The organism is Pseudomonas sp. GL_091 (genome assembly GCF_057837725.1).
Window position 1 is genome coordinate 1017731 of sequence record NZ_CM174451.1, and the last position, 19159, is coordinate 1036889.

Consider the following 19159-nt stretch of genomic DNA (forward strand, 5'->3'; position numbering starts at 1 on the left):
GGGGGTAGTGTTAGCCCTGATTTTTCAGGATACGTCCCAACGTCTGCAGTGCCTCATCAATCCGCGGCGAATACGGCGCGCCACAGCCAATGCGCACAAAGTGATCGAAACGCCTGGCATTGGAAAAGATATCCCCAGGCGAAATCTGGATGCCGACCTTCAACGCCTCGTGAAAAAACGCGATGGACGAATGCCGGCGAGGCAGTTCAACCCATAACAACGTGCCGCCCTGGGGGTTGGTCACGTGGGTGCCGAGGGGGAAGTAACGAATAATCGCCTCGCTCATCTGTTGACGTTGTTGGGTCAGGGTTTTCCTCAACCGCCGCAGATAACGCTCGTAGGAGGGTGTACGCATGAATTCGCTGGCCGCCATTTGCGATAACGCCTCGCACCCCCGCGACTGCGCATGCTTAAGCATCTCCACGCGGTCGTGCCATTTGCCGGCGCTGATCCAGCCCAGGCGCATGCCCGGTGCCAGGGTTTTGTTCAACGAAGCGCAATAGATCACGTTGTCGGTGCTATCCCAATGTTTGAGCGTGGACAGCGGCTGCTCGGTGTCCACCAGGTCGCCGTAGGTGTCGTCCTCGATCAGCACGGTGTTGTGCTCGGCGCACAGTTTCACCAGGCGGGCCTTGTTGGCGTCGGGCATGATGCTGCCCAACGGGTTTTGCAGGTTGGGGATGACGATCAGCGCCTTGACCCGTTCGGGGCCTTGCAGCAGCCGTTGCAGGGCCTGCAGATTGAGCCCGGTGTGGGCCGAGGCCGGGACTTCCAGCACGCGCAGGTTCAGGCTTTCGAGAATTTGCAGCAGACCGTAGAAGGTTGGCGACTCTACGGCCACGGAGTCGCCGGGGCGGGTGACCGCACGCAAGGCCAGGTTGATCGCTTCGGTGGCGCCGTTGGTGATCACGATCTGCTCGGGGGCCAGGTTGGTCTTGCTGGCCAGTGCCCGCCGGGCCAGGATGTTGCGCAATGCGCTGTTGCCGCAGGCGCCGCCCGCGGTGCCGAACAGGCAGGCGTCGTAACGCAGGGCCTTGATCATGTTGTCTTGCAAGGTCTTGAGCGGATAAAGCTCAGGCGCGCAGTAGGCGCTGGCAAAATTGACCTTGATCGTCGCGCGCTGACTGGCCTTGAGCACCGCGCAGACCTGTTCATGAATGCCGACATACGCGCGGGTGTCCGGCGCTGGTGCCAGGGCAATCGGGGCGGGCCTGGGCAGGGTGTCGGGCTGGCGAATGTAGTTGCCGGAGCGCGGCCGGGCTTCCAGCACACCGCAGTCTTCCAGTTCCCGGCACACCTGCACGGCGGTCGACAGGCTGACGGCGTGTTTTTCCATCATCAACCGGATCGAGGGCAGGCGTTCACCGGTTTTCAGGGTGCCGCTGCGGATAGCGTCCAGGTAGTGGTTGGCCAACTGGCGATACAAGGGGGTCGTGTTCATGATGACCTCGGCAGTTGCACCACTGAGGTCTGGGCTGGAAAGTGAGTTGACGCTCCCCGCAGGCGGACCCGTGGTGCTCATGGGTGAAGGGAAGTTTGGTTCTGCGTCGATACTGGAAGAGTAATCGCGGATTTGCCCGAATCACGGGCAATAAAAAGCCCCGCTCAGATGGCGGGGCTCTTGAGTGGGGCTGTGAAGTATCTGTGGCGAGGGAGCTTGCTCCCGCTTGACCGGGCTGGCGCTCCAGTGCGGAGCACTCACAACAATCGGCAAGTGTTGTCAGATTGTTTGGGGCTGCTTCGCAGCCCAGCGCGAGCAAGCTCGCTCGCCACAGGCAGTCTTCTCACCACAGATCAGGGTGGGGCGCCTTACTGCGCTGCGATGCTGTACCCATCGAACGCGGTCTGCTGCTGCAGGGCGGTGATGATGTTCTTGCGGTTGACCGCTTGCTCGGCGCCGCTGTTGTCCAGGAACGTCTCGCTTTCCAGTTCCGCCTCTTCGCCTTCGCCAACGAAGGTGAAACCGAGGAATTCCAGGGCTTCACGGTCGACGCTCAGGCGCGAGCGCGGGGTGCGCAACGGCAAGGTGACGCTCATGCCGTCCTTGCTGATGGTGAACACTTCGACTTCTTTCTTGGCCTTGGCGGCTTTGCTCTTGCCGCCGCTCGGGTTGCTGATGGCCTGGTGGGTCTGGTTCAGCACCTTCAGGGCCAGGCCGTAGACGATTTCCTGGAACGCCGGGTCGTCCTTGAAGCTGGACAGGATGCGGCTGATCGGGAATTTGCTGCTCAGGTCTTCGAGGGCGGCGATGTCGGCGGCCTCGACGTCCTTGAGCTGCTTGAGCTGGCCCATCAGTTCGTAGGCCTTGTCATCGTCGAAGCTGTCGTGGGCCTGACGGATGGCGGCACGCAGTTCGCGGATCTGGTCGCTTTCGCGGGTGGACTGGAAAGCGTCCAGCACCATCTCGCTGATGGTCTTGGCCTGGGACACGTGTTGTGAAAGATTGATGGAGTTTTCGTATTCCGCTTTGGACGACAAGGTGACTACGGTTTCAGCGGTATTGGAATCGGACATTGATATTTCACTACTTCTATAACTTGAATTGGGGCGAGAAAGCCCGGGGGCTTTTTCAGGTCGCCTAATCTATTGGACCGGGGCGGCGTTGTCACGGATCAACGGGCGGCTGGTCATTTTTTTGCTCCCCTGTAGGAGCGAGCCAGCTCGCGAAAGCAGACGCCGCGGTCTGTCAGGCCTGCCTCGGTGTATTGAGGTTCATCGACCGCACCGCCAACGCAGTCGCCGTTTCCTCATCGATCGGCAAAGAAAACCGAAACGTCGCCCCCCGCCCCGGCACATCGATCAACTGGATCTCGCGCCCATGCAATTGCAGGATGCGATGCACAATCCGCAGCCCCAACCCGCCATCACGCCGTGCGCCGCCGATATTGAACGGACGCAGGAACAACCCTTCGCGCAGTTCCGGGGCGATGCCGGGGCCGGTATCGCTGACGGTGACTTCGATAAACGATCCTTGCGGGCGCAGGCCCAGTTCGACCTCGCCACCGGCCGGGGTATGGCGCAGGGCGTTGTCGAACAGGTTGGTCAGCACCCGCTCGATCAATCCGAGGTCCGCACAGGCCGCCGAGGCATTAGGCGCGAAGGTGGCCTTGAGTTTGACTTTGCGCGCCTCGGCGGTGAGCTCGAATTTCTGGAAAATGTCCTGGGCCAGGTCGGTCAGGGAGAAGCGTTCCAGCACCGGCTGCACAAAACCATGTTCCAGCCGCACCAGTTCCAGCAGCGACTGCGCCAGACCACCGACCTTGCGGCTCTGGTCCAGCGCGATGCCCAGATAGCGACGGCGGTCGGCAGGGGACAGCGTAGCGTCCTTGAGCGACAGGGTTTCCAGATAACCGTGCAACGAGGCCAGCGGCGTGCGCAAGTCGTGGGAGATGTTCGCCACCAGTTCGCGGCGCTCCTGATCCTGGCGGGTCAATGAGCGCCATTGTTCGCCCAGGCGTGCCTGCATCTGCCGAAACGCGGCATCGAGCACGGCGATTTCATCGTGGCTGGCGGCTTTTTCCACCGCGACGGGCAGGGCCGGGGTGACCGGAACGCCATCGATGTCGAACTGGCTGACGGTTTCAGTCAGGCGGCGCAACGGCCGGGTAATCAGGGCAAACGCCGTGAGACCGGCAATCAGGCACAGCAGCGCGACCAGGCCAATGGACAGCAGCGCTGTGTTGAGCGCCGCGCTGGTCGCACCGCGTTCGGCCAGGCGATCGTGATCCTCGCCGAGCAGCACCACATAGAGATAACCGGCCGGCTTGCCGTCGACCTTCAGCGGCGCAGCGCTGAACACCTTGCGTGCATCGACGCTGCGCGGGTCGTCGCCGAGAATCGGCAGGGCATCGCCCCGCAACAGGCGCTGGATCGGCGCCAGGTCGATCCGTTCACGACGGATCCGGCCCTCGGGCGCGGCGCTGCCGACAATCTTGCCCTCGGTGTCGAGCAGGTACACCTCGACGCTCGGGTTGACCTGCATCAGTTTGCTGAACAGGTCACGCACGGCATTGGGCATCAGGCCCTGGGTGTCCATCAGCACCGTGTCACTGGCGATGTGCTGCGCCAGGTCCCGGGACAAGCCTTGCACCACTTCCTGCTCATGCATCTGGTTGGAGCGCACCTGCAACCAAGCTGACGTGCCGCAGCACACCAGCAGCAGCACGGCGAACACCAGGGACAGGCGTTGCGTCAGGGTCAGCCTCATGGCTGCGGCTCCTCGCCTGTGGCGAACTTGTAGCCGCGGCCCCAGACCGTGAGGATGCGCACCGGTTGCGCCGGGTCGGCCTCGATCTTGGCGCGCAGGCGGTTGATGTGGGTATTGACCGTGTGCTCGTAGCCTTCGTGGCTGTAGCCCCACACGGCATTGAGCAGGTCCATGCGCGAAAACACCTTGCCGGGCTGGCGGGCGAAGAAGTACAGCAAGTCGAATTCCCGGGGTGTGAGGTCCAGGCGCCGTCCGTCGAGGGACACTTCGCGGGTGATCGGGTCGATGGCCAGGCCGTCGGTGAGCAGGCTGCCGGCGTCCATCTTCAGGTTGCGCGCCATGGCATCGACCCGGCGCAGCAGCGCCTTGACCCGGGCCACCAGTTCGAGCATGGAAAAGGGCTTGGCCAGGTAGTCGTCGGCACCCAGCTCCAGGCCGAGAATCCGGTGCACTTCGCTGGAGCGCGCGCTGGTGATGATGATCGGCGTGTAGCGAGCCATGGCGCGGGCGCGGCGGCAGATTTCCAGGCCGTCGACACCGGGCAGCATCAGGTCAAGGACCAGTGCGTCCCAGTTGCCTTGCTGCAGCAGGCGCATGCCTTCATTGCCATCGGCGCTGTGCACCACCTCGAACTGCTCATCGCGAAGATGCAGGCAGATCAGGTCGGCGATATGCATATCGTCCTCGACCACGAGGACGCGTTTGGTCTGTTCCATACAGCTCAATCCTTCGGCGCAATGGACGCATTGTGCGGGTTTTTCAGGGCCCGAGTTATCACGAATTGTTTAACTTCCCGTGAGGATTTGGCGATCACCCAAAGCCTAGGCTGTGTTCCATGAAACACCCCTGGATTTTTTGGAGACGAGCATGTTTTCACGACGGCAATTTCTTCTAGTGAGCGGCGGACTGGGGGTGGCAACCCTGGCGATCGGCCTGTTGCCGAAGTTTTCCACAGGCACCGCATTAATCAGCGAGGCCAGCGCAGCGGAGGCATTCGAAGTGACCCACAGTGACAAAGAATGGCACGCCATCCTCAGCGATGAGCAGTACGACATCCTTCGCGAAGAGGGTACCGAACGGGCCTACAGCAGCCCGCTGAACAACGAGCACCGCGATGGCACCTTCGCCTGCGCCGGTTGCGACCTGCCGCTGTTTTCCTCAGCGACCAAATTCGACAGCCGCACCGGTTGGCCGAGTTTCTGGGCACCCCTGGACAAGGCCGTGGCCACCCGCCAGGACCGTGCGTTCGGCATGGTCCGCGAAGAGGTTCACTGCCGGCGCTGCGGTGGGCATCTGGGCCATGTCTTCGACGACGGCCCGAAACCCACCGGCCTGCGTTACTGCATGAACGGCCTGGCGATGAAATTCGTGCCGAAGACGGTGTGATTCCCTACCACTCACTTTTTGCAGGTAATCGCCATGTGGCTGCTGGTCCTCGCTTATCTCGGTGGTGTGCTGACGATTGTCAGCCCGTGCATTCTGCCGGTGTTGCCGTTTGTCTTCGCCCGCACCGGGCAACCCTTCGTCAAAAGCGGATTGCCGCTGCTGGTGGGGATGGCGCTGACCTTCGCGTTGGTCGCCACGTTGGCGGCGGTGGGCGGTGGCTGGGTGGTGCAACTCAACCAGTACGGGCGCTGGCTGGCGCTGGTGTTCGTGGCGCTGTTCGGACTGACGTTGTTGCTGCCGCAAATGGCCGAGCGCCTGACCCGGCCGCTGGTGGCGGCGGGCAGTCGTTTGTCGGAGGCGGCGGGCGCCGATGCGCGGCCACGTCCTGGTGCTTCGTTGCTGATCGGCGTGGCCACCGGCCTGTTGTGGGCGCCCTGCGCCGGGCCGATCCTCGGTTTGCTGCTGACCGGCGCGGCGCTGCAAGGCGCCAGCATTCAAACCACCTTTTTGCTGCTGGCGTACGCCGCGGGTGCCGCCACGTCCCTCGCGCTGGCCTTGTTGCTGGGCGGCAAAGTCTTCACCGCGATGAAACGCTCGATTGGCGCGGGCGAATGGCTGCGTCGCGGCCTTGGCGCGGCGATGCTGGCCGGCGTGGCGGCGATTGCCCTGGGTCTGGATACGGGGGTTCTGGCGCGATTTTCCACAGCGTCTACCGGCGGTATCGAGCAAGCGTTGGTGGAGAAACTGTCCGGCAAATCGCCGCGTAACAGCGGGGCGCTGCTAGCGCAGAACACGACCTCCGGGGGCGCGGTGCAAGTGGCTGACAAAACCCCGGGCACCTTGCCGGTCGAAGGCAACCTGCCTCCGCTGGATGGCGCCGTGCAGTGGCTCAACTCGCCGCCCCTCGATGCCCAAGCCTTGAAAGGCAAGGTGGTGCTGGTGGATTTCTGGACCTACTCCTGCATCAACTGCCTGCGTTCGCTGCCCTATGTAAAGGCCTGGGCTGAGAAGTATCGCGATCAGGGGCTGGTGGTGATCGGCGTGCATGCGCCGGAGTTTGCCTTCGAGCGCGACGTCAGCAACGTCACCAAGGCCATGAAAGACCTGGGCATCAACTACCCGGTGGCCATCGACAACGAGTTCAAGATCTGGCGCGCCTTCAACAACGAGTACTGGCCGGCGCATTACTTTGCTGATGCCCAGGGACGCATTCGTTATCACCACTTCGGCGAAGGCGCGTACGCCGAATCGGAGCGAGTCATCCAGCAATTGCTGCGCGAGGCCGGTGCGGCCAAGGTCGCCGACGGGCTGATCAGTGCCAAGGCCGACGGTGTGCAAATGGCCCCGGACAACGACGCCGTGCAGTCGCCGGAAACCTATGTCGGCTACCAGCGCGCGGAGCATTTCGTGCCGGAAACCGCACTGGTGCCGGACAAGGTCGCGGCCTACAACCCGCCGGCGCAACTGGCCCTCAACGACTGGAGTCTGGGCGGCCAGTGGCATGTCGGCCCGGAGCGGGCCACCGCCAGTGCACCGGCCAGCCGCATCGTCTATCGCTTCCACGCCCGTGATTTGCATTTGGTGCTCGGCCCTGGCGCCGATGGCAAACCGGTGCGCTTCAGGGTGCTGATCGACGGCAAAGCCCCCGGAGATGCCCACGGCATGGACGTGGCACCCGATGGCAGCGGCACTGTGACAGACCAGCGCTTGTATCAATTGGTACGCCAGAGCGGCGGCGTGACCGACCGGACCTTCAGCATCGAGTTTCTTGACCCGGGTGCGTCGGCTTACGCCTTCACCTTCGGCTGATTACTTTCCAACACTTCAGGAGTTCGCCCCATGAAAACACTCTTTACCTGGCGCCGTACCCTGCTGGGGCTGGCGGCTGCTGGCATCATCAGTCAATGCTCGGCCTTCTCCTTCGGTGGTGCCGAAGAGGCGGTAATCATTCCACCGCCGGCCCTCGACGAAACCACCCAGGCCCGCAGCGAAACCGCGGTGTTCGCCGGCGGCTGCTTCTGGGGCGTTCAAGGGGTGTTCCAGCATGTCAAAGGCGTGAAAAATGCTGTCTCCGGCTACGCGGGCGGGGCGGCCAATACCGCGCAATACGAGCGCGTCAGCAACGGCAATACCGGCCATGCGGAATCTGTCGAAGTCACTTTCGATCCCGCTCAGGTCAGCTACGGCACCTTGCTGCAGATCTACTTTTCAGTGGCGCACAATCCGACCGAACTCAACCGCCAGGGGCCGGACAGCGGCACCCAGTATCGCTCGGCAATCTTTACCAAAAGTGCCGAGCAGCAGCGGGTCGCACAGGCCTACGTCACCCAGCTCGACGCCGCCCATGCCTTCGACAAGCCGATCGTGACCAAGCTCGAAACCTTCAACGGTTTCTACCCGGCGGAGGAAGAACATCAGGACTTCCTGACCGAACATCCGACCTATCCGTACATCGTGATCAACGATTTGCCGAAGGTCGCGCAGTTGAAGCAGCTGTACCCGAATCGTTATCAGGAACAGCCGGTGCTGGTGAAGTCGGGGATGTAAATTCATGGCCTATTCGGCCGATGGATGCTTGCCCCACCTCTGTACGGCGAACTCTACGAAACGCCGCAGTTTTGGCAAGCGGTGGCGATCCTGGGCATAGACCAGGTGCATCGGCCGACTGGGCGGGCAGTAGTCGGGCATCAAGGCTTGCAGCTTTCCGTCCTTGAGGTCCTGCTCGACCAAGGCGTCGGGCATCATTACGATGCCCATGCCGGTCCGCGCCGCCTGATGCAGTCCGGCGGAACTGTTGATCAGCATCGGCCCGCCGACCCCGACGCTGACTTCGCCATCGGGACCGGCCAGGCGCCATTCCTTTTGCACCGATTGCCAGTCATCCCCAGCCGGATAGGCAAAGGACAGGCAGTCGTGGTGTCGCAGGTCTTCAGGTGTCTGTGGCGTGCCCCGGCGGGCGAGATATTCCGGCGAGGCGCACATGGTCAGGGTGTAGTCGATCAGCGGGCGGGCGATCAGGTTGGAGCGCTCCAGCGCGCCGAGGCGAAACGCTACATCGAGACCGTTTTCCAGCAGATCCGGGCGACGGTTGGTCAGAACTACGTCGAGTTTCACCCGCGGGTTTTGCCGGCTGAACTCACTCAGTGCCGGCGCCAGGCGTTCGGTACCGAAGGTCAAAGGCGCGGTGATGCGCAAGATGCCGCTCGGTTCGTCCAACGCTTGCTCGGCCAAGCGCTCGGAGTCGGCCACCAACCCCAACACTTCCAAGCAGCGCTGGTAATACGCGGCGCCGAACTCGGTCAGCCGCTGGCGCCGCGTCGTGCGGTTGAGCAGGCGCACACCCAGCCGTTGCTCCAGGGCCTTGAGGTGATTGCCGACCATGGTCGTGGACATTTCGCACTGCAAAGCGGCGGCGGTCATGCTGCCGGTCTCCACCACTTTCACGTAGACGGTCATTGCCTGGAACAGATCCATTATCAAGCTCTGCTTTTAAATGATTGAAGTTTTACGGTGTTTATCCAGCTCGGGTGGATAACCATACTGCAAAAACACCGACCCTTGCTGGAGCTTGATGTCATGACCGCCGCCTGCCTGATGAGCACTTACCAACCCTTGGCCTTGAGTTTCAACAAGGGCCTGGGCACACGCCTGTGGGATCAGGCCGGTCGCGAATACCTGGATGCGGTCGCCGGTGTGGCGGTGACCAATGTCGGCCACTCCCACCCGAAAATCGTTGCCGCCATTACCGAGCAGGCCGGGTTGCTGCTGCACACCTCGAACCTCTACAGCATCGACTGGCAACAGCGGCTGGCGCAGAAACTGACGCGGCTGGCGGGCATGGACCGGGCGTTCTTCAACAACTCCGGGGCCGAAGCCAACGAAACCGCACTGAAAATCGCCCGGCTGCATGGCTGGCACAAGGGCATCGAGCAGCCGCTGGTGGTGGTCATGGAGAACGCGTTCCATGGCCGCACCCTCGGCACCTTGTCGGCCAGCGATGGCCCGGCGGTGCGCCTGGGTTTCAACAAGCTGCCGGGGGATTTCGTCAAAGTGCCGTTCGGCGACCTCGCCGCACTGGACAAGGTGCAACAGGCCTTTGGCTCGCGGATCGTGGCGATCCTGATGGAGCCGATCCAGGGCGAAAGCGGCGTGCAACTGGCGCCACCGGGTTATCTCAAGGCCGTGCGCGAACTGTGCAACCGGCGCTCATGGCTGTTGATGCTCGATGAAATCCAGACCGGCATCGGCCGCACCGGCCAGTGGTTCGCGTTCCAGCACGAAGGCATCGTCCCGGACGTCATGACCCTGGCCAAAGGCTTGGGCAACGGCGTGCCCATCGGCGCTTGCCTGGCCCGTGGCAAGGCGGCCGAACTCTTCACGCCGGGCAGCCATGGCAGCACTTTCGGCGGTAATCCGCTGGCCTGTCGGGTTGGTTGCACCGTGCTGGAGATCGTTGAAGAACAAGGGCTGCTGGAAAACGCCCGGCTTCAGGGGGAGCGCCTGCTCGAAAGATTGCGCACAGAACTGGCGGGCAACCCGAACGTCTCGCAAATCCGCGGCCAGGGCCTGATGATCGGCATCGAACTCAAGCAACCGATCCGCGACCTGAGCCTGATCGCCGCCCGGGATCATGGCTTGCTGATCAACGTCACGCGGGGCAAGACCATCCGCCTGCTACCGCCGCTGACCATTGATGAGCGGGAGGTGGAAATGATTGTCAGAGGGGTGAGTCGGACGATTTCGCAAGTTCTCGATCGACTGGAGTAATCGTTCAACGTTGGCTTTGGATCGTAGTAGATAAGCGGTTTCATCAGATACGTCGAGGCCAACCGGCGTGTTCTTTTTCATTCTGCAATGACTCAGCAAGTGTCGGATATATCGCATGGTCTTCTCGGCATCTGGATAGGTGTTCAGTATCCGTTTGCATTCCAAAAGATGTTTCTGCGATTGCTGTAGTCCAGATCCGATTTGAAAGGGTCAGATGCACTGGTTAACCGGTGTTTCGCATTGCACCGAAAAAATCCGTGATTTCAGCTTGATCCATCAACCGAGTTTTTGAATCGGTAAACCCTTCGAATAACCGCTGATGCGCAGCAAATCCACTTGAGTCATCACGGGTGCGGTAGCTGCCCGCCCACTCCAGCAATGCCATCAACCGTTCATCATCCTGTGTTTCCCGTTGGCGAATGTTGGCGACGCAATCCTCGTCATCGACACACAACCAGATCAACGCCGTGGCGCGGTGGAGGATTTCGCTGACGATCCAGCCGTAAACCCCTTCGATCACCCAGCGCTCTTCACTTGCCGCTCCGTGCGCCATACCCAGCGCTTCATTTCGGGGGCGGGGGATGCTGTGTTCGTCGGACAGCCAGTGAATCCGGTCGAGATCGGTCCAGGGCACACACAGTTGTTCGGCCAGCCGCTGCGCCAGCCAGCTCTTGCCCGAGCCGGAGTTGCCGATGATCAAGGTTCGGGTGAGGTTCATGAGAGACACCGATCAATTGTGGGGGCGAACCTGCTCGCGAAAGCGGTGTTTCAGTCAGCATTGATGTTGGATGTGCTGGTCTTATCGCGGGCAAGCCTACAGGTGCACCAGAATCCGCCGGCCTGTGCGCCTTGAGGTCCATCGGTAACTTGCCGCGCGTCACTGCTCATCATTACTGTAAGCCATTTTATAGTGTCAGTTTTTAGACATCGCTGTGATGTGGGTGGTTGTAGTGAGGGCGATCAGGTTGGCTCAGTTGTGAGTTGGGCTTACCTTTACTGCTGGACTCAGGAAGTCTATGTGATAGCCAGAGGAGCCGTCCCCAATTGCTATATGAACGCCATTAATCCCTTCGTTTAATTGAGAGTTGATTTTGTAGTCAATGCTATTTGCGATTGTGTCGTTTACTCCAATAGCAAACTCAGTCAGCTTGAGGCCTCTAGGTCCTGCTGCAAGATCCAATAGTTTTATGTGTTCATTGTCATTTATTTTCAGTGAAGTGATTGTGTTGTCTTCAATGGTCAATATTCCACCTTCTTCAGATATGCGATCGCTCAACCATTTTAAAGAAGTATTTAAGCCTTCTGGTAAGGCTGGGTTGGCTCTTCTAAGAACTGTAAGTATTCCGGATATTTTTAAGGCTCCGTGAAAGGAAAACGGACTCGGCTCTTGTGGGTTCATGTGAGCATAATGAACTTCAAAAAACTCCGCCACGGACTGAATGAAATCGTTTTCTATATCCTCGGTAATCAAAGCATAAGGCTGAGCGTGAGGGGCTATCGTTATTTGCGCGTCAGCATCATTTCCGGTCAAGAAAAATGAATTGTGTGAGTTGAGCATGTTCAGTACACGTCTTTGTGTGCTTAGCGCTCGTTGAAAGTCGCTTATCAATAACAGGTTCAAACTATAAAGTGCTGCTTTTAAAGTAGGCTCGAATACTTGTGTTGCACAAAAGATGCTTTTTTTGTGTTTGGTGTTTTTCGCAATTTCAAATGTTTTTTTCGCTGCGTCATTGGTGAATGAAAAGATGATGCTGTTTCTGGGAAGACTGTCGATGTCAGAGATGTTGAGTGTCTTGAATCCTAATTTAGAGCACTCTTTGAGGAACTCCTCAAGGTCCGCAATTATAGAAGGCTCTTCTTGTCCAAAGAGCGTTGTTATCATCGTCCTGGATAACATTGGTACCTCCTTTTTTGTCGGTGGGCGCCAAGAGTGATCTTGACGCCCATTTTCATCATTTACTCTTCAGTATGAGCCCAAGCTAACGGTGCCCAGCCAAAATTTTCCGGGCCGGAAGTTATGCGGGTGAGCTTTTCTTTAACGACATTTTTCTTTTTCATTTGATCATCCTTTTTCATTTTGTTGATTTTGTGCTCCCTGGTGGTCTTGAGGGGGCGAAATAATTAATACAGATTTTTTTTGATGTATTAAATAGGTTGTTTGAGGTTTTTTTAGAATTAATGATGCTCGTGAGGTGTCTTATAAGAAGCTCTTGGTTATTTGTGTAAGTAGTGGCTGTAGTCCTCTTCTGAAAATTTAGTTTTTCACCGAATTTGGTTGTGATGGACGATCTGAAATCGTTAGGTTGGTCTATGGGGCTCTTTTTGCGGGGGGCTACATTCAATTGTTAATAAGGGGTTGTGTAGTGCAGGAATCAAAGAAATATCTGACGGATGCGTCCGTACACCAAGCCTTGTTACTGGCTGATCTAACAGAACCCGCTGCACCCGATCACGCCATTCGATTATTACTCATGGAGGTCCTTCAAGGGTTAACGGATAAAGGCTGGCCAAAAGCGCAAGTGCAGACGGGTCCGAGAATTGTCTCCGCTGAAGAAAACTACGGATTGCTTGGTTATGACCCATCTGAGATTACGCTTGGAAGTGCACACACTCGATGGGTTGACGAGTGGTCTCTGTTACGGACGCAAACCACTAGCCAAATTCCGTCTGCGCTTCAGCGAGCGGCCAAGCTACGACAGCCGGGGCAGTCAATATTATTGGCCGCGCCTGGTATCACTTTTCGTCGCGACAGCCGGGATCGTTGGCATTGTGCGCAACCGCACCAGATGGATATCTGGGTGCTCGGTGATCCTGATTTGTCGACGCATGAGCATTTGCTCTGCTTGGTCGGCGATATCCTCAAATCTGCCGTGCCTGATATGCCTTGGATCTTCAGTGATAGTCCGCATCACTACACTGAGGGCGGGATCGAAGTAAATCTGTTGAATGACGGCGTCCCTGTAGAGGTCCTGGAGTGCGGTCGAATTGCCAAATCATTATTGGAGCGACTGAAGATCGATCCTTTGCGTCATGGAGGACTGGCGCTGGGAATGGGATTGGATCGCTTGACCATGCTGCGCAAAGGCATCCCGGATATTCGTTTGCTACGTGATCAGAACGAACGAGTACAGGCACAGATGCATGATCTGAATCCGTGGCGCGCCGTCTCTCGGTTGCCTTCGATTACTCGTGATATTTCGTTAGCGGTAACGCCGGGGCTGAGCGAGGAAGTGTTGACTGAAAGGATGTTGCAGGCAGCTGGCGACTGTTCAGATTGGATCGAGGAAATGCAGATCAAAGGACGCTGGGCGTTCACAGAGCTGCCTCTGCAGGCCGTTGATCGCCTCGGATTGCTGCCTGGGCAGGAGAATGTGCTACTACGTGTTGTACTGCGTGATTGTTCGCGATCAATCACCACTGCTGAGGCGAATGCCTTGTATTCGAAAATTCAGGTGGCACTCCATGAAGGTTCGCCGGGTGCGGGTTACAGAATGGATTCCCCCAATATTTAACTGGCCTCTTCGCGAGCAGGCCCACAGGGTCTGGAAATAGTACATGCCAGAAATCCAGTGTGTGCGAGCCTGCTCGCCGCACCGTCGCTCCCACAGTTTTTTGTAGTGTCTTCTTTACCTCAATCATCGTCTTCCGGCGCAATCATCCGGGTCTTCGGCGAGCCGTTCGAGTTGTGCTGATAGATGGTCTGCGGCTGCCCCAGGTCATTGAAATACACCTGCCCGATTCCCGCCGAGTTCCATAGCCGCTCACCGGCTTCGGCGTGTTCGGGTACGTGGGGCTCGATGCGCATGCGTCGACGTTTGGTCAGCCAGTTCAATGGTGAACGCGGCGAGTACAGCCAGCGGTTGAGGCGGTCGAACCACTCGAGCAGGGTGGCGGGGAATTCGTTCTTGATGCCGCTGCTGGTGATCTGCCAAATGCGCGGCCCGGCCTTGCGGTGGCGGATCAGCACTTCATAGACGAAGGAATAGTGCACATCGCCCGACAGCACCACGTAGTTACCCGGGGTGCGCGAGTGGCGGAAAATGTTCAGGATCACTTGCGCCGCGCCGCGATGGGCCATCCAGTTTTCCGCGTCCACCAGCAGTGGATAACCGCACCAGCTGAATACCCGCTGCACGGTTTCAATCAGTTTGACGCCGAAGATCGGCGCCGGCGAAACGATGATCGCACTCGGGTGGTCCAGCAGTTCCTGTTGCAGTTCGCTGAGGGCTTCCCAGTCGAGTAAACCGGAAGGCTGCTTGAGGTTCATCTCGCTGCGCCAGCGCCGGGTGCGGGTGTCGATCACCACCACGGCCGGGGTGGTGGGCAGCACGTAATGCCAGTGCTGAAACTTCAGCAGATCATCGATCAAGTCATCCTGAACGGTGCTGTCGAGGTGACGGTCGTGTGTGCTGGCGCTCAACGAACCGGCCTTTTCCAGCACAGCGGCGAAAGCATCCGGATTGTTGCCCCAACCCTGGCACAACATGTACGCCAGCAGCGCGTTACCGATGATGCGCCGGGAGAACGGATGGCCGTAGGCCGTTTCCTCCCATTGCGCGCTAAGGTTCCAGTCGTCGGTGACGTCGTGGTCGTCGAAAATCATCAGCGTCGGCAGATGCGCCAGTGCCCGCGCGACGTTGCCAAGGCCTGCCTTGAAGGCATCGATGCGCGTCTGTTCGAGGGCGTAGCGTTTGAGCCGTTCCGGCGTCAGCGTCGGTGCCTGGGGCGCGATCAGGGTCCAGGGCACTGGCGACCAGACCAGCACATACATGGCCATCACTTCGGCGAAGGTCACCAGGTGATTGTCGGCACTGTTGCTGGTGAAAATCGGCTTGCGCGCGCCACCGAAAAAGCGTTCGCGCAGGGTTTCATTGCTTTGCAGTGCCGGCAGCAGATCCGCGCGGTGGTAGTAACTGGCCGGATGCTCGTAGAGCCTGGCGCTGTCGCTGACCACGGCGCCTTCGAGGTGCTCCCCGAACAGACCCAGGCGCTCGATCAAGGCGTGAATCGCCCGCAACATCGGCCCCGCGACATCGTCGGCATAGACCTGATCGCCCGTCATCATCAGCAGTGCCGGGCGGTCCCTGGCGGCGTGTTCCTGCGCCAGCAACCGGTCGACGCACAGCAAGCCGTCTGTCGCCGGGTGATGAGGCTTGCGGCAAGAGCCGTGCAGCAACTGGTCGACCCGTGCGCGCAGGACGAAGTTCGGGCAATGGGCGTCGCCATACAGCAGGTGCGGCGCCCAGTCAGCGATGCCTTGTTCTGTGCCATCGATCAGCAGGTCATAGTCGATCGATTCATCGCAGGGCAGGGCGCAATCCAGTTGCACATCGATCAAGTGCACATAGGCATGAGCCCCCACTGCAATCACCGTGCATTGCCCGGCATCGAGACGGATATCGCCGACGCCCTGCAAGCGCAAGGTCAGCGCCAGCGCCCGGGAACCCACCAGCCACAGCACCAGCCGCGTGGGCTCAAGACGCCGCAACAGCGGGCCCGCCAGGACCGGCGGCAAGGCTTGGTGATCGTCGGGCAGTGGCAGCGTGTCGGGCATCCGGGTTCAAGACTCTTGGGGGATCGAGGCGGGCGATGATAGCGCAGGTGGCGGCGGGACCGGCTAGACGATCCCGTTTCCGCCTGTCACCAAATGAAAAGCCATTGTCGTCTGATGAGAAGCGTCTCAACAGGCCTCGTCCTACAGTCCAATCAGCGCAATTCGATGCAACACGCCCATATTGCAGATTGGAGAATAAGAAAAATGGCCAAAGCCGTACGCTTTTACGAAACCGGTGGTCCCGAAGTTCTACGTTATGAGGACGTCGAAGTCGGCGAACCCGGTCCCGGCCAGGTTCGGCTTCGTCATGTGGCAGTTGGCCTGAACTATGCCGACACCTATTTCCGCAACGGCACCTACCCGATTCCGATGCCCAACGGCATGGGCGTCGAGGCCTCTGGCGTAGTCCAGGCCGTTGGTGAAGGGGTCACCAACGTCGAGGTCGGTGATCGCGTCACCTACACCGGTTTCCTCAACACCCTCGGCGCCTACAGCACCGAGCGCCTGATCCCGGCCGCGCCGCTGATCAAGCTGCCGGAAACCATCAGCTTCGAGACCGCTGCCGCGATGACAATGCGTGGCCTGACGTCTTCGTACCTGATGCGCCGCATCTACGACTTCAAGCCGGGCGACAGCATCCTGTTGCATGCCGCCGCTGGCGGTGTCGGTCTGATCGTTTCGCAGTGGGCCAAACTGCTGGGCCTGAACGTGATCGGTACGGTTTCGACCGAGCAAAAGGCGGAAATCGCCCGGGCTCACGGTTGCGACCATACGATCAATTACAGCCATGAAGACGTCGCCGCTCGCGTTCGCGAATTGACCGACGGTGTGGGCGTCAACGTGGTGTTCGACAGTGTTGGCAAGAACACCTTCATGGGTTCGCTGGATTCGTTGAAACCCCGTGGCCTGATGGTCTGCGTGGGTACCGCATCCGGACCGATCCCGGCGTTCGACCCGGTGATGCTGGCGATGAAAGGTTCGCTGTACCTGACCCGTCCGGCCCTGGCCAACTACATCAGCGACCCGGCCGAAAAAGCCGCCCTGGCTGGCGAGTTGTTCGACCACGTCGGCAGCGGCCGGATCAAGATCGAGATCAACCAGCACTACGCCTTGCAGGATGCCGTGCAGGCCCATCGCGACCTTGAATCTCGCAAGACTACCGGCTCGTCGATTTTCGTCATTTAAGGAGCTGCCAGCCATGAAAGTCGAACAATTGACCTGCAGCATTGGCGCCGAACTGATCGGCGTCAACCTGGCCGACGCGGTACATGACGACGGTCTGTTTGCCGAGATTCGTGCCCAGTTGCTCAAGCACCGCGTGGTGTTCCTGCGTGATCAGGACATCACCCGCGCCGAGCACGTGGCCTTCGCCCGACGCTTCGGCGAGCTGGAAGATCATCCGGTGGCCGGCAGTGATCCGGATCATCCGGGGCTGGTGCGGATCTACAAGAATCCGGATCAGCCGATGGACCGCTACGAAAACGCCTGGCACACCGACGCCACCTGGCGCGAAGCACCGCCGATGGGCTGCGTGCTGCGTTGCGTGGAATGCCCGCCAGTGGGCGGCGACACCATGTGGACCAACATGGTCCAGGCCTATGCGAACTTGCCGGAAGACGTAAAGGTCAAGATCGCCGACCTGCGTGCCCGCCACAGCATCGAGGCGAGCTTCGGCGCCGCCATGCCGATTGAAAAACGCCTGGCGCTCAAGGCGATGTACCCGGACGCCGAACACCCGGTGGTGCGCACCCATCCGGAAACCGGCGAGAAGGTGCTGTTCGTCAACGCCTTCACCACCCACTTCAGCAACTACCACACCCCTGAGCGGGTGCGTTTCGGCCAGGACGCCAACCCCGGCGCCGGCGAGTTGCTGCGTTACCTGATCAGCCAGGCGTACATCCCTGAGTATCAGGTGCGCTGGCGCTGGAAGCCCAACAGCATCGCCATCTGGGACAACCGCAGTACCCAGCACTACGCCGTCATGGATTACCCGCCGTGCCATCGCAAGATGGAGCGTGCCGGGATTATCGGCGACAAGACGTTCTGATCGAACGCCACCTGCATTCGCATTCGCAGCATTCGCACTCGTAAACACGTCTGCCCGGCACGACCCCGGGTGGGCGGGACAATCATAAGAACTGGCATAAGAACTGGAGTAACCATGCAATTCTTCGACGATTCCCTGCACCCCGAAAACATGGAAAAGGTAGTCATTACCGTGGCCCCGTACGGCCCGGAGTGGATGCCCGAAGACTTCCCGGAAGACATCCCGTTGACCATGGATGAGCAAGTCCAGAAAGCGGTCGAATGCTATGAAGCCGGCGCCACCGTGCTGCACCTGCATGTGCGCGAACTGGACGGCAAGGGCTCCAAGCGCCTGTCGAAATTCAACGAGCTGATCGCCGGTGTGCGTGAAGCCGTGCCGGACATGATCATCCAGGTCGGCGGCTCGATTTCCTTCGCTCCGGAAAGCGATGGCGAAGCGGCCAAGTGGCTGTCCGACGACACTCGCCACATGCTGGCCGAGCTGACGCCGAAACCGGACCAGGTCACCGTGGCAATCAACACCACCCAGATGAACATCATGGAACTGTTGTACCCGGAGTACCTGAAAGGCACCTCCCTGGACAACCCGTTGATCCACGCCGCCTACAGCGAAATGACCGTACCGGCGGGTCCGGCCTGGGTTGCCGAGCACCTCAAGCGGCTGATGGACAACGGCATCCAGCCGCACTTCCAGCTGACCGGCATGCACGCCCTGGAAACCCTCGAGCGCCTGGTGCGCCGTGGCGTCTACAAGGGCCCGCTGAACCTGACCTGGATCGGCATCGGCGGCGGTTTCGACGGCCCGAACCCGTTCAACTTCTTCAACTTCATCCACCGCGCGCCGGACGGTTGCACCCTGACCTCCGAATCGCTGCTCAAGAACGTCATGCCGTTCAACACCATGTCGATGGCCATGGGCATGCACCCGCGTGTGGGCAATGAAGACACTATCATTGACCACAAGGGCGACCGTTTCGGCTCGGTTGCCCAGATCCAGCAAACCGTGCGCATTGCCCATGAACTGGGTCGTGAAATCGCCACCGGCAAAGAAGCCCGCGAGATCTACCGCATCGGCGTGCAGTACGAATCCATCGAAGAAACCCTGTTGGCCAACGGCATGGCCCCCAACCGCAAGGCTGGGCAGAAAGGTACTCCGCAACGCGGTTGACCGTGGGTCGGGACGAGAGGCCGTGACCTCT

At 59.8% G+C, this 19159-nt stretch carries 16 protein-coding genes; 8 read left to right on the forward strand and 8 right to left on the reverse strand.

All coding sequences use genetic code 11. The features are described from left to right. Window positions 1–10: 10 nt before the first annotated feature. The 4 genes from AC3ITY_RS04635 to AC3ITY_RS04650 all read right to left on the reverse strand — a co-directional run bounded on the left by AC3ITY_RS04635 (window position 11) and on the right by AC3ITY_RS04650 (window position 4923). Window positions 11–1441: an aminotransferase-like domain-containing protein gene (locus tag AC3ITY_RS04635; protein WP_489307870.1), complete on the reverse strand. Its 1431-nt coding sequence runs from the start codon at window positions 1439–1441 to the stop codon at window positions 11–13. A 368-nt stretch (window positions 1442–1809) separates the two neighbouring features. Continuing rightward, the gene (locus AC3ITY_RS04640) at window positions 1810–2514 is read right to left on the reverse strand and encodes a hypothetical protein (RefSeq protein WP_489307872.1); all 705 of its coding nucleotides are present in this window, start codon (window positions 2512–2514) and stop codon (window positions 1810–1812) included. Window positions 2515–2686: 172 nt separating this feature from the next. Next, the gene (locus AC3ITY_RS04645; protein ID WP_223459084.1) at window positions 2687–4207 is read right to left on the reverse strand and encodes a sensor histidine kinase; all 1521 of its coding nucleotides are present in this window, start codon (window positions 4205–4207) and stop codon (window positions 2687–2689) included. After that, the gene (locus AC3ITY_RS04650; RefSeq protein WP_057716342.1) at window positions 4204–4923 is read right to left on the reverse strand and encodes a response regulator transcription factor; all 720 of its coding nucleotides are present in this window, start codon (window positions 4921–4923) and stop codon (window positions 4204–4206) included. Before AC3ITY_RS04650 ends, AC3ITY_RS04645 begins: the two co-directional genes overlap by 4 nt. 151 nt (window positions 4924–5074) lie before the next feature. Here AC3ITY_RS04650 and msrB point away from each other — a divergent pair, with 151 nt between their 5' ends. Genes msrB through msrA form a run of 3 tightly spaced genes read left to right on the forward strand, consistent with a single transcriptional unit; the run spans window position 5075 to window position 8140 of the window. Beyond that, a complete protein-coding gene (gene msrB / locus AC3ITY_RS04655) occupies window positions 5075–5593 on the forward strand; it encodes a peptide-methionine (R)-S-oxide reductase MsrB (protein ID WP_223459081.1) in 519 nt (172 codons plus the stop codon). 33 nt (window positions 5594–5626) lie between these two features. Beyond that, entirely contained in the window at window positions 5627–7402 is a 1776-nt protein-coding gene (locus AC3ITY_RS04660) for a cytochrome c biogenesis protein DipZ (RefSeq protein ID WP_489307874.1), read from the forward strand. Between the two features lie 30 nt (window positions 7403–7432). Further along, complete coding sequence (msrA, locus tag AC3ITY_RS04665) at window positions 7433–8140, forward strand: peptide-methionine (S)-S-oxide reductase MsrA (RefSeq protein ID WP_489307876.1); 708 nt, start codon at window positions 7433–7435, stop codon at window positions 8138–8140. A gap of 9 nt (window positions 8141–8149) precedes the next feature. Here the strand turns inward: msrA and AC3ITY_RS04670 are convergent, their stop codons facing one another. Further along, window positions 8150–9067 carry a LysR family transcriptional regulator gene (locus AC3ITY_RS04670; RefSeq protein WP_489307878.1) on the reverse strand — a complete coding sequence of 306 codons (918 nt, stop codon included), beginning with the start codon at window positions 9065–9067 and terminating at the stop codon, window positions 8150–8152. 102 nt (window positions 9068–9169) lie between these two features. Between AC3ITY_RS04670 and AC3ITY_RS04675 the strand changes: the two genes are divergently transcribed. Continuing rightward, a complete protein-coding gene (locus AC3ITY_RS04675) occupies window positions 9170–10360 on the forward strand; it encodes an aspartate aminotransferase family protein (RefSeq protein WP_489307879.1) in 1191 nt (396 codons plus the stop codon). A gap of 223 nt (window positions 10361–10583) precedes the next feature. Here AC3ITY_RS04675 and AC3ITY_RS04680 read toward each other — a convergent pair whose 3' ends face one another. Together AC3ITY_RS04680 and AC3ITY_RS04685 are read right to left on the reverse strand one after the other, a co-directional pair. After that, complete coding sequence (locus AC3ITY_RS04680) at window positions 10584–11078, reverse strand: P-loop NTPase family protein (RefSeq protein ID WP_489307881.1); 495 nt, start codon at window positions 11076–11078, stop codon at window positions 10584–10586. A gap of 252 nt (window positions 11079–11330) precedes the next feature. Then, window positions 11331–12257, reverse strand: coding sequence for a CgnE/CgnB domain-containing protein (locus tag AC3ITY_RS04685; protein ID WP_489307882.1), 927 nt, complete (start codon window positions 12255–12257; stop codon window positions 11331–11333). Window positions 12258–12723: 466 nt separating this feature from the next. Between AC3ITY_RS04685 and srmL the strand changes: the two genes are divergently transcribed. Continuing rightward, window positions 12724–13872 carry a PheS-related mystery ligase SrmL gene (srmL, locus tag AC3ITY_RS04690; RefSeq protein ID WP_489307883.1) on the forward strand — a complete coding sequence of 383 codons (1149 nt, stop codon included), beginning with the start codon at window positions 12724–12726 and terminating at the stop codon, window positions 13870–13872. 119 nt (window positions 13873–13991) lie between these two features. On the opposite strand, the gene AC3ITY_RS04695 is transcribed toward srmL, so the two are convergent. Beyond that, entirely contained in the window at window positions 13992–15914 is a 1923-nt protein-coding gene (locus AC3ITY_RS04695) for an alkaline phosphatase D family protein (protein WP_489307885.1), read from the reverse strand. A 204-nt stretch (window positions 15915–16118) separates the two neighbouring features. On the opposite strand from AC3ITY_RS04695, the gene AC3ITY_RS04700 reads away from it, so the two are divergent. The 3 genes from AC3ITY_RS04700 to AC3ITY_RS04710 all read left to right on the forward strand — a co-directional run bounded on the left by AC3ITY_RS04700 (window position 16119) and on the right by AC3ITY_RS04710 (window position 19128). Then, a complete protein-coding gene (locus AC3ITY_RS04700; protein ID WP_223448320.1) occupies window positions 16119–17099 on the forward strand; it encodes a quinone oxidoreductase family protein in 981 nt (326 codons plus the stop codon). Between the two features lie 13 nt (window positions 17100–17112). Beyond that, on the forward strand, window positions 17113–17961 hold the full coding sequence (locus tag AC3ITY_RS04705) for a TauD/TfdA dioxygenase family protein (RefSeq protein WP_007979208.1): 849 nt from the start codon (window positions 17113–17115) through the stop codon (window positions 17959–17961). 114 nt (window positions 17962–18075) lie between these two features. Continuing rightward, entirely contained in the window at window positions 18076–19128 is a 1053-nt protein-coding gene (locus AC3ITY_RS04710) for a beta-keto acid cleavage family enzyme (RefSeq protein ID WP_489307887.1), read from the forward strand. The last annotated feature ends 31 nt before the right edge of the window (window positions 19129–19159 follow it).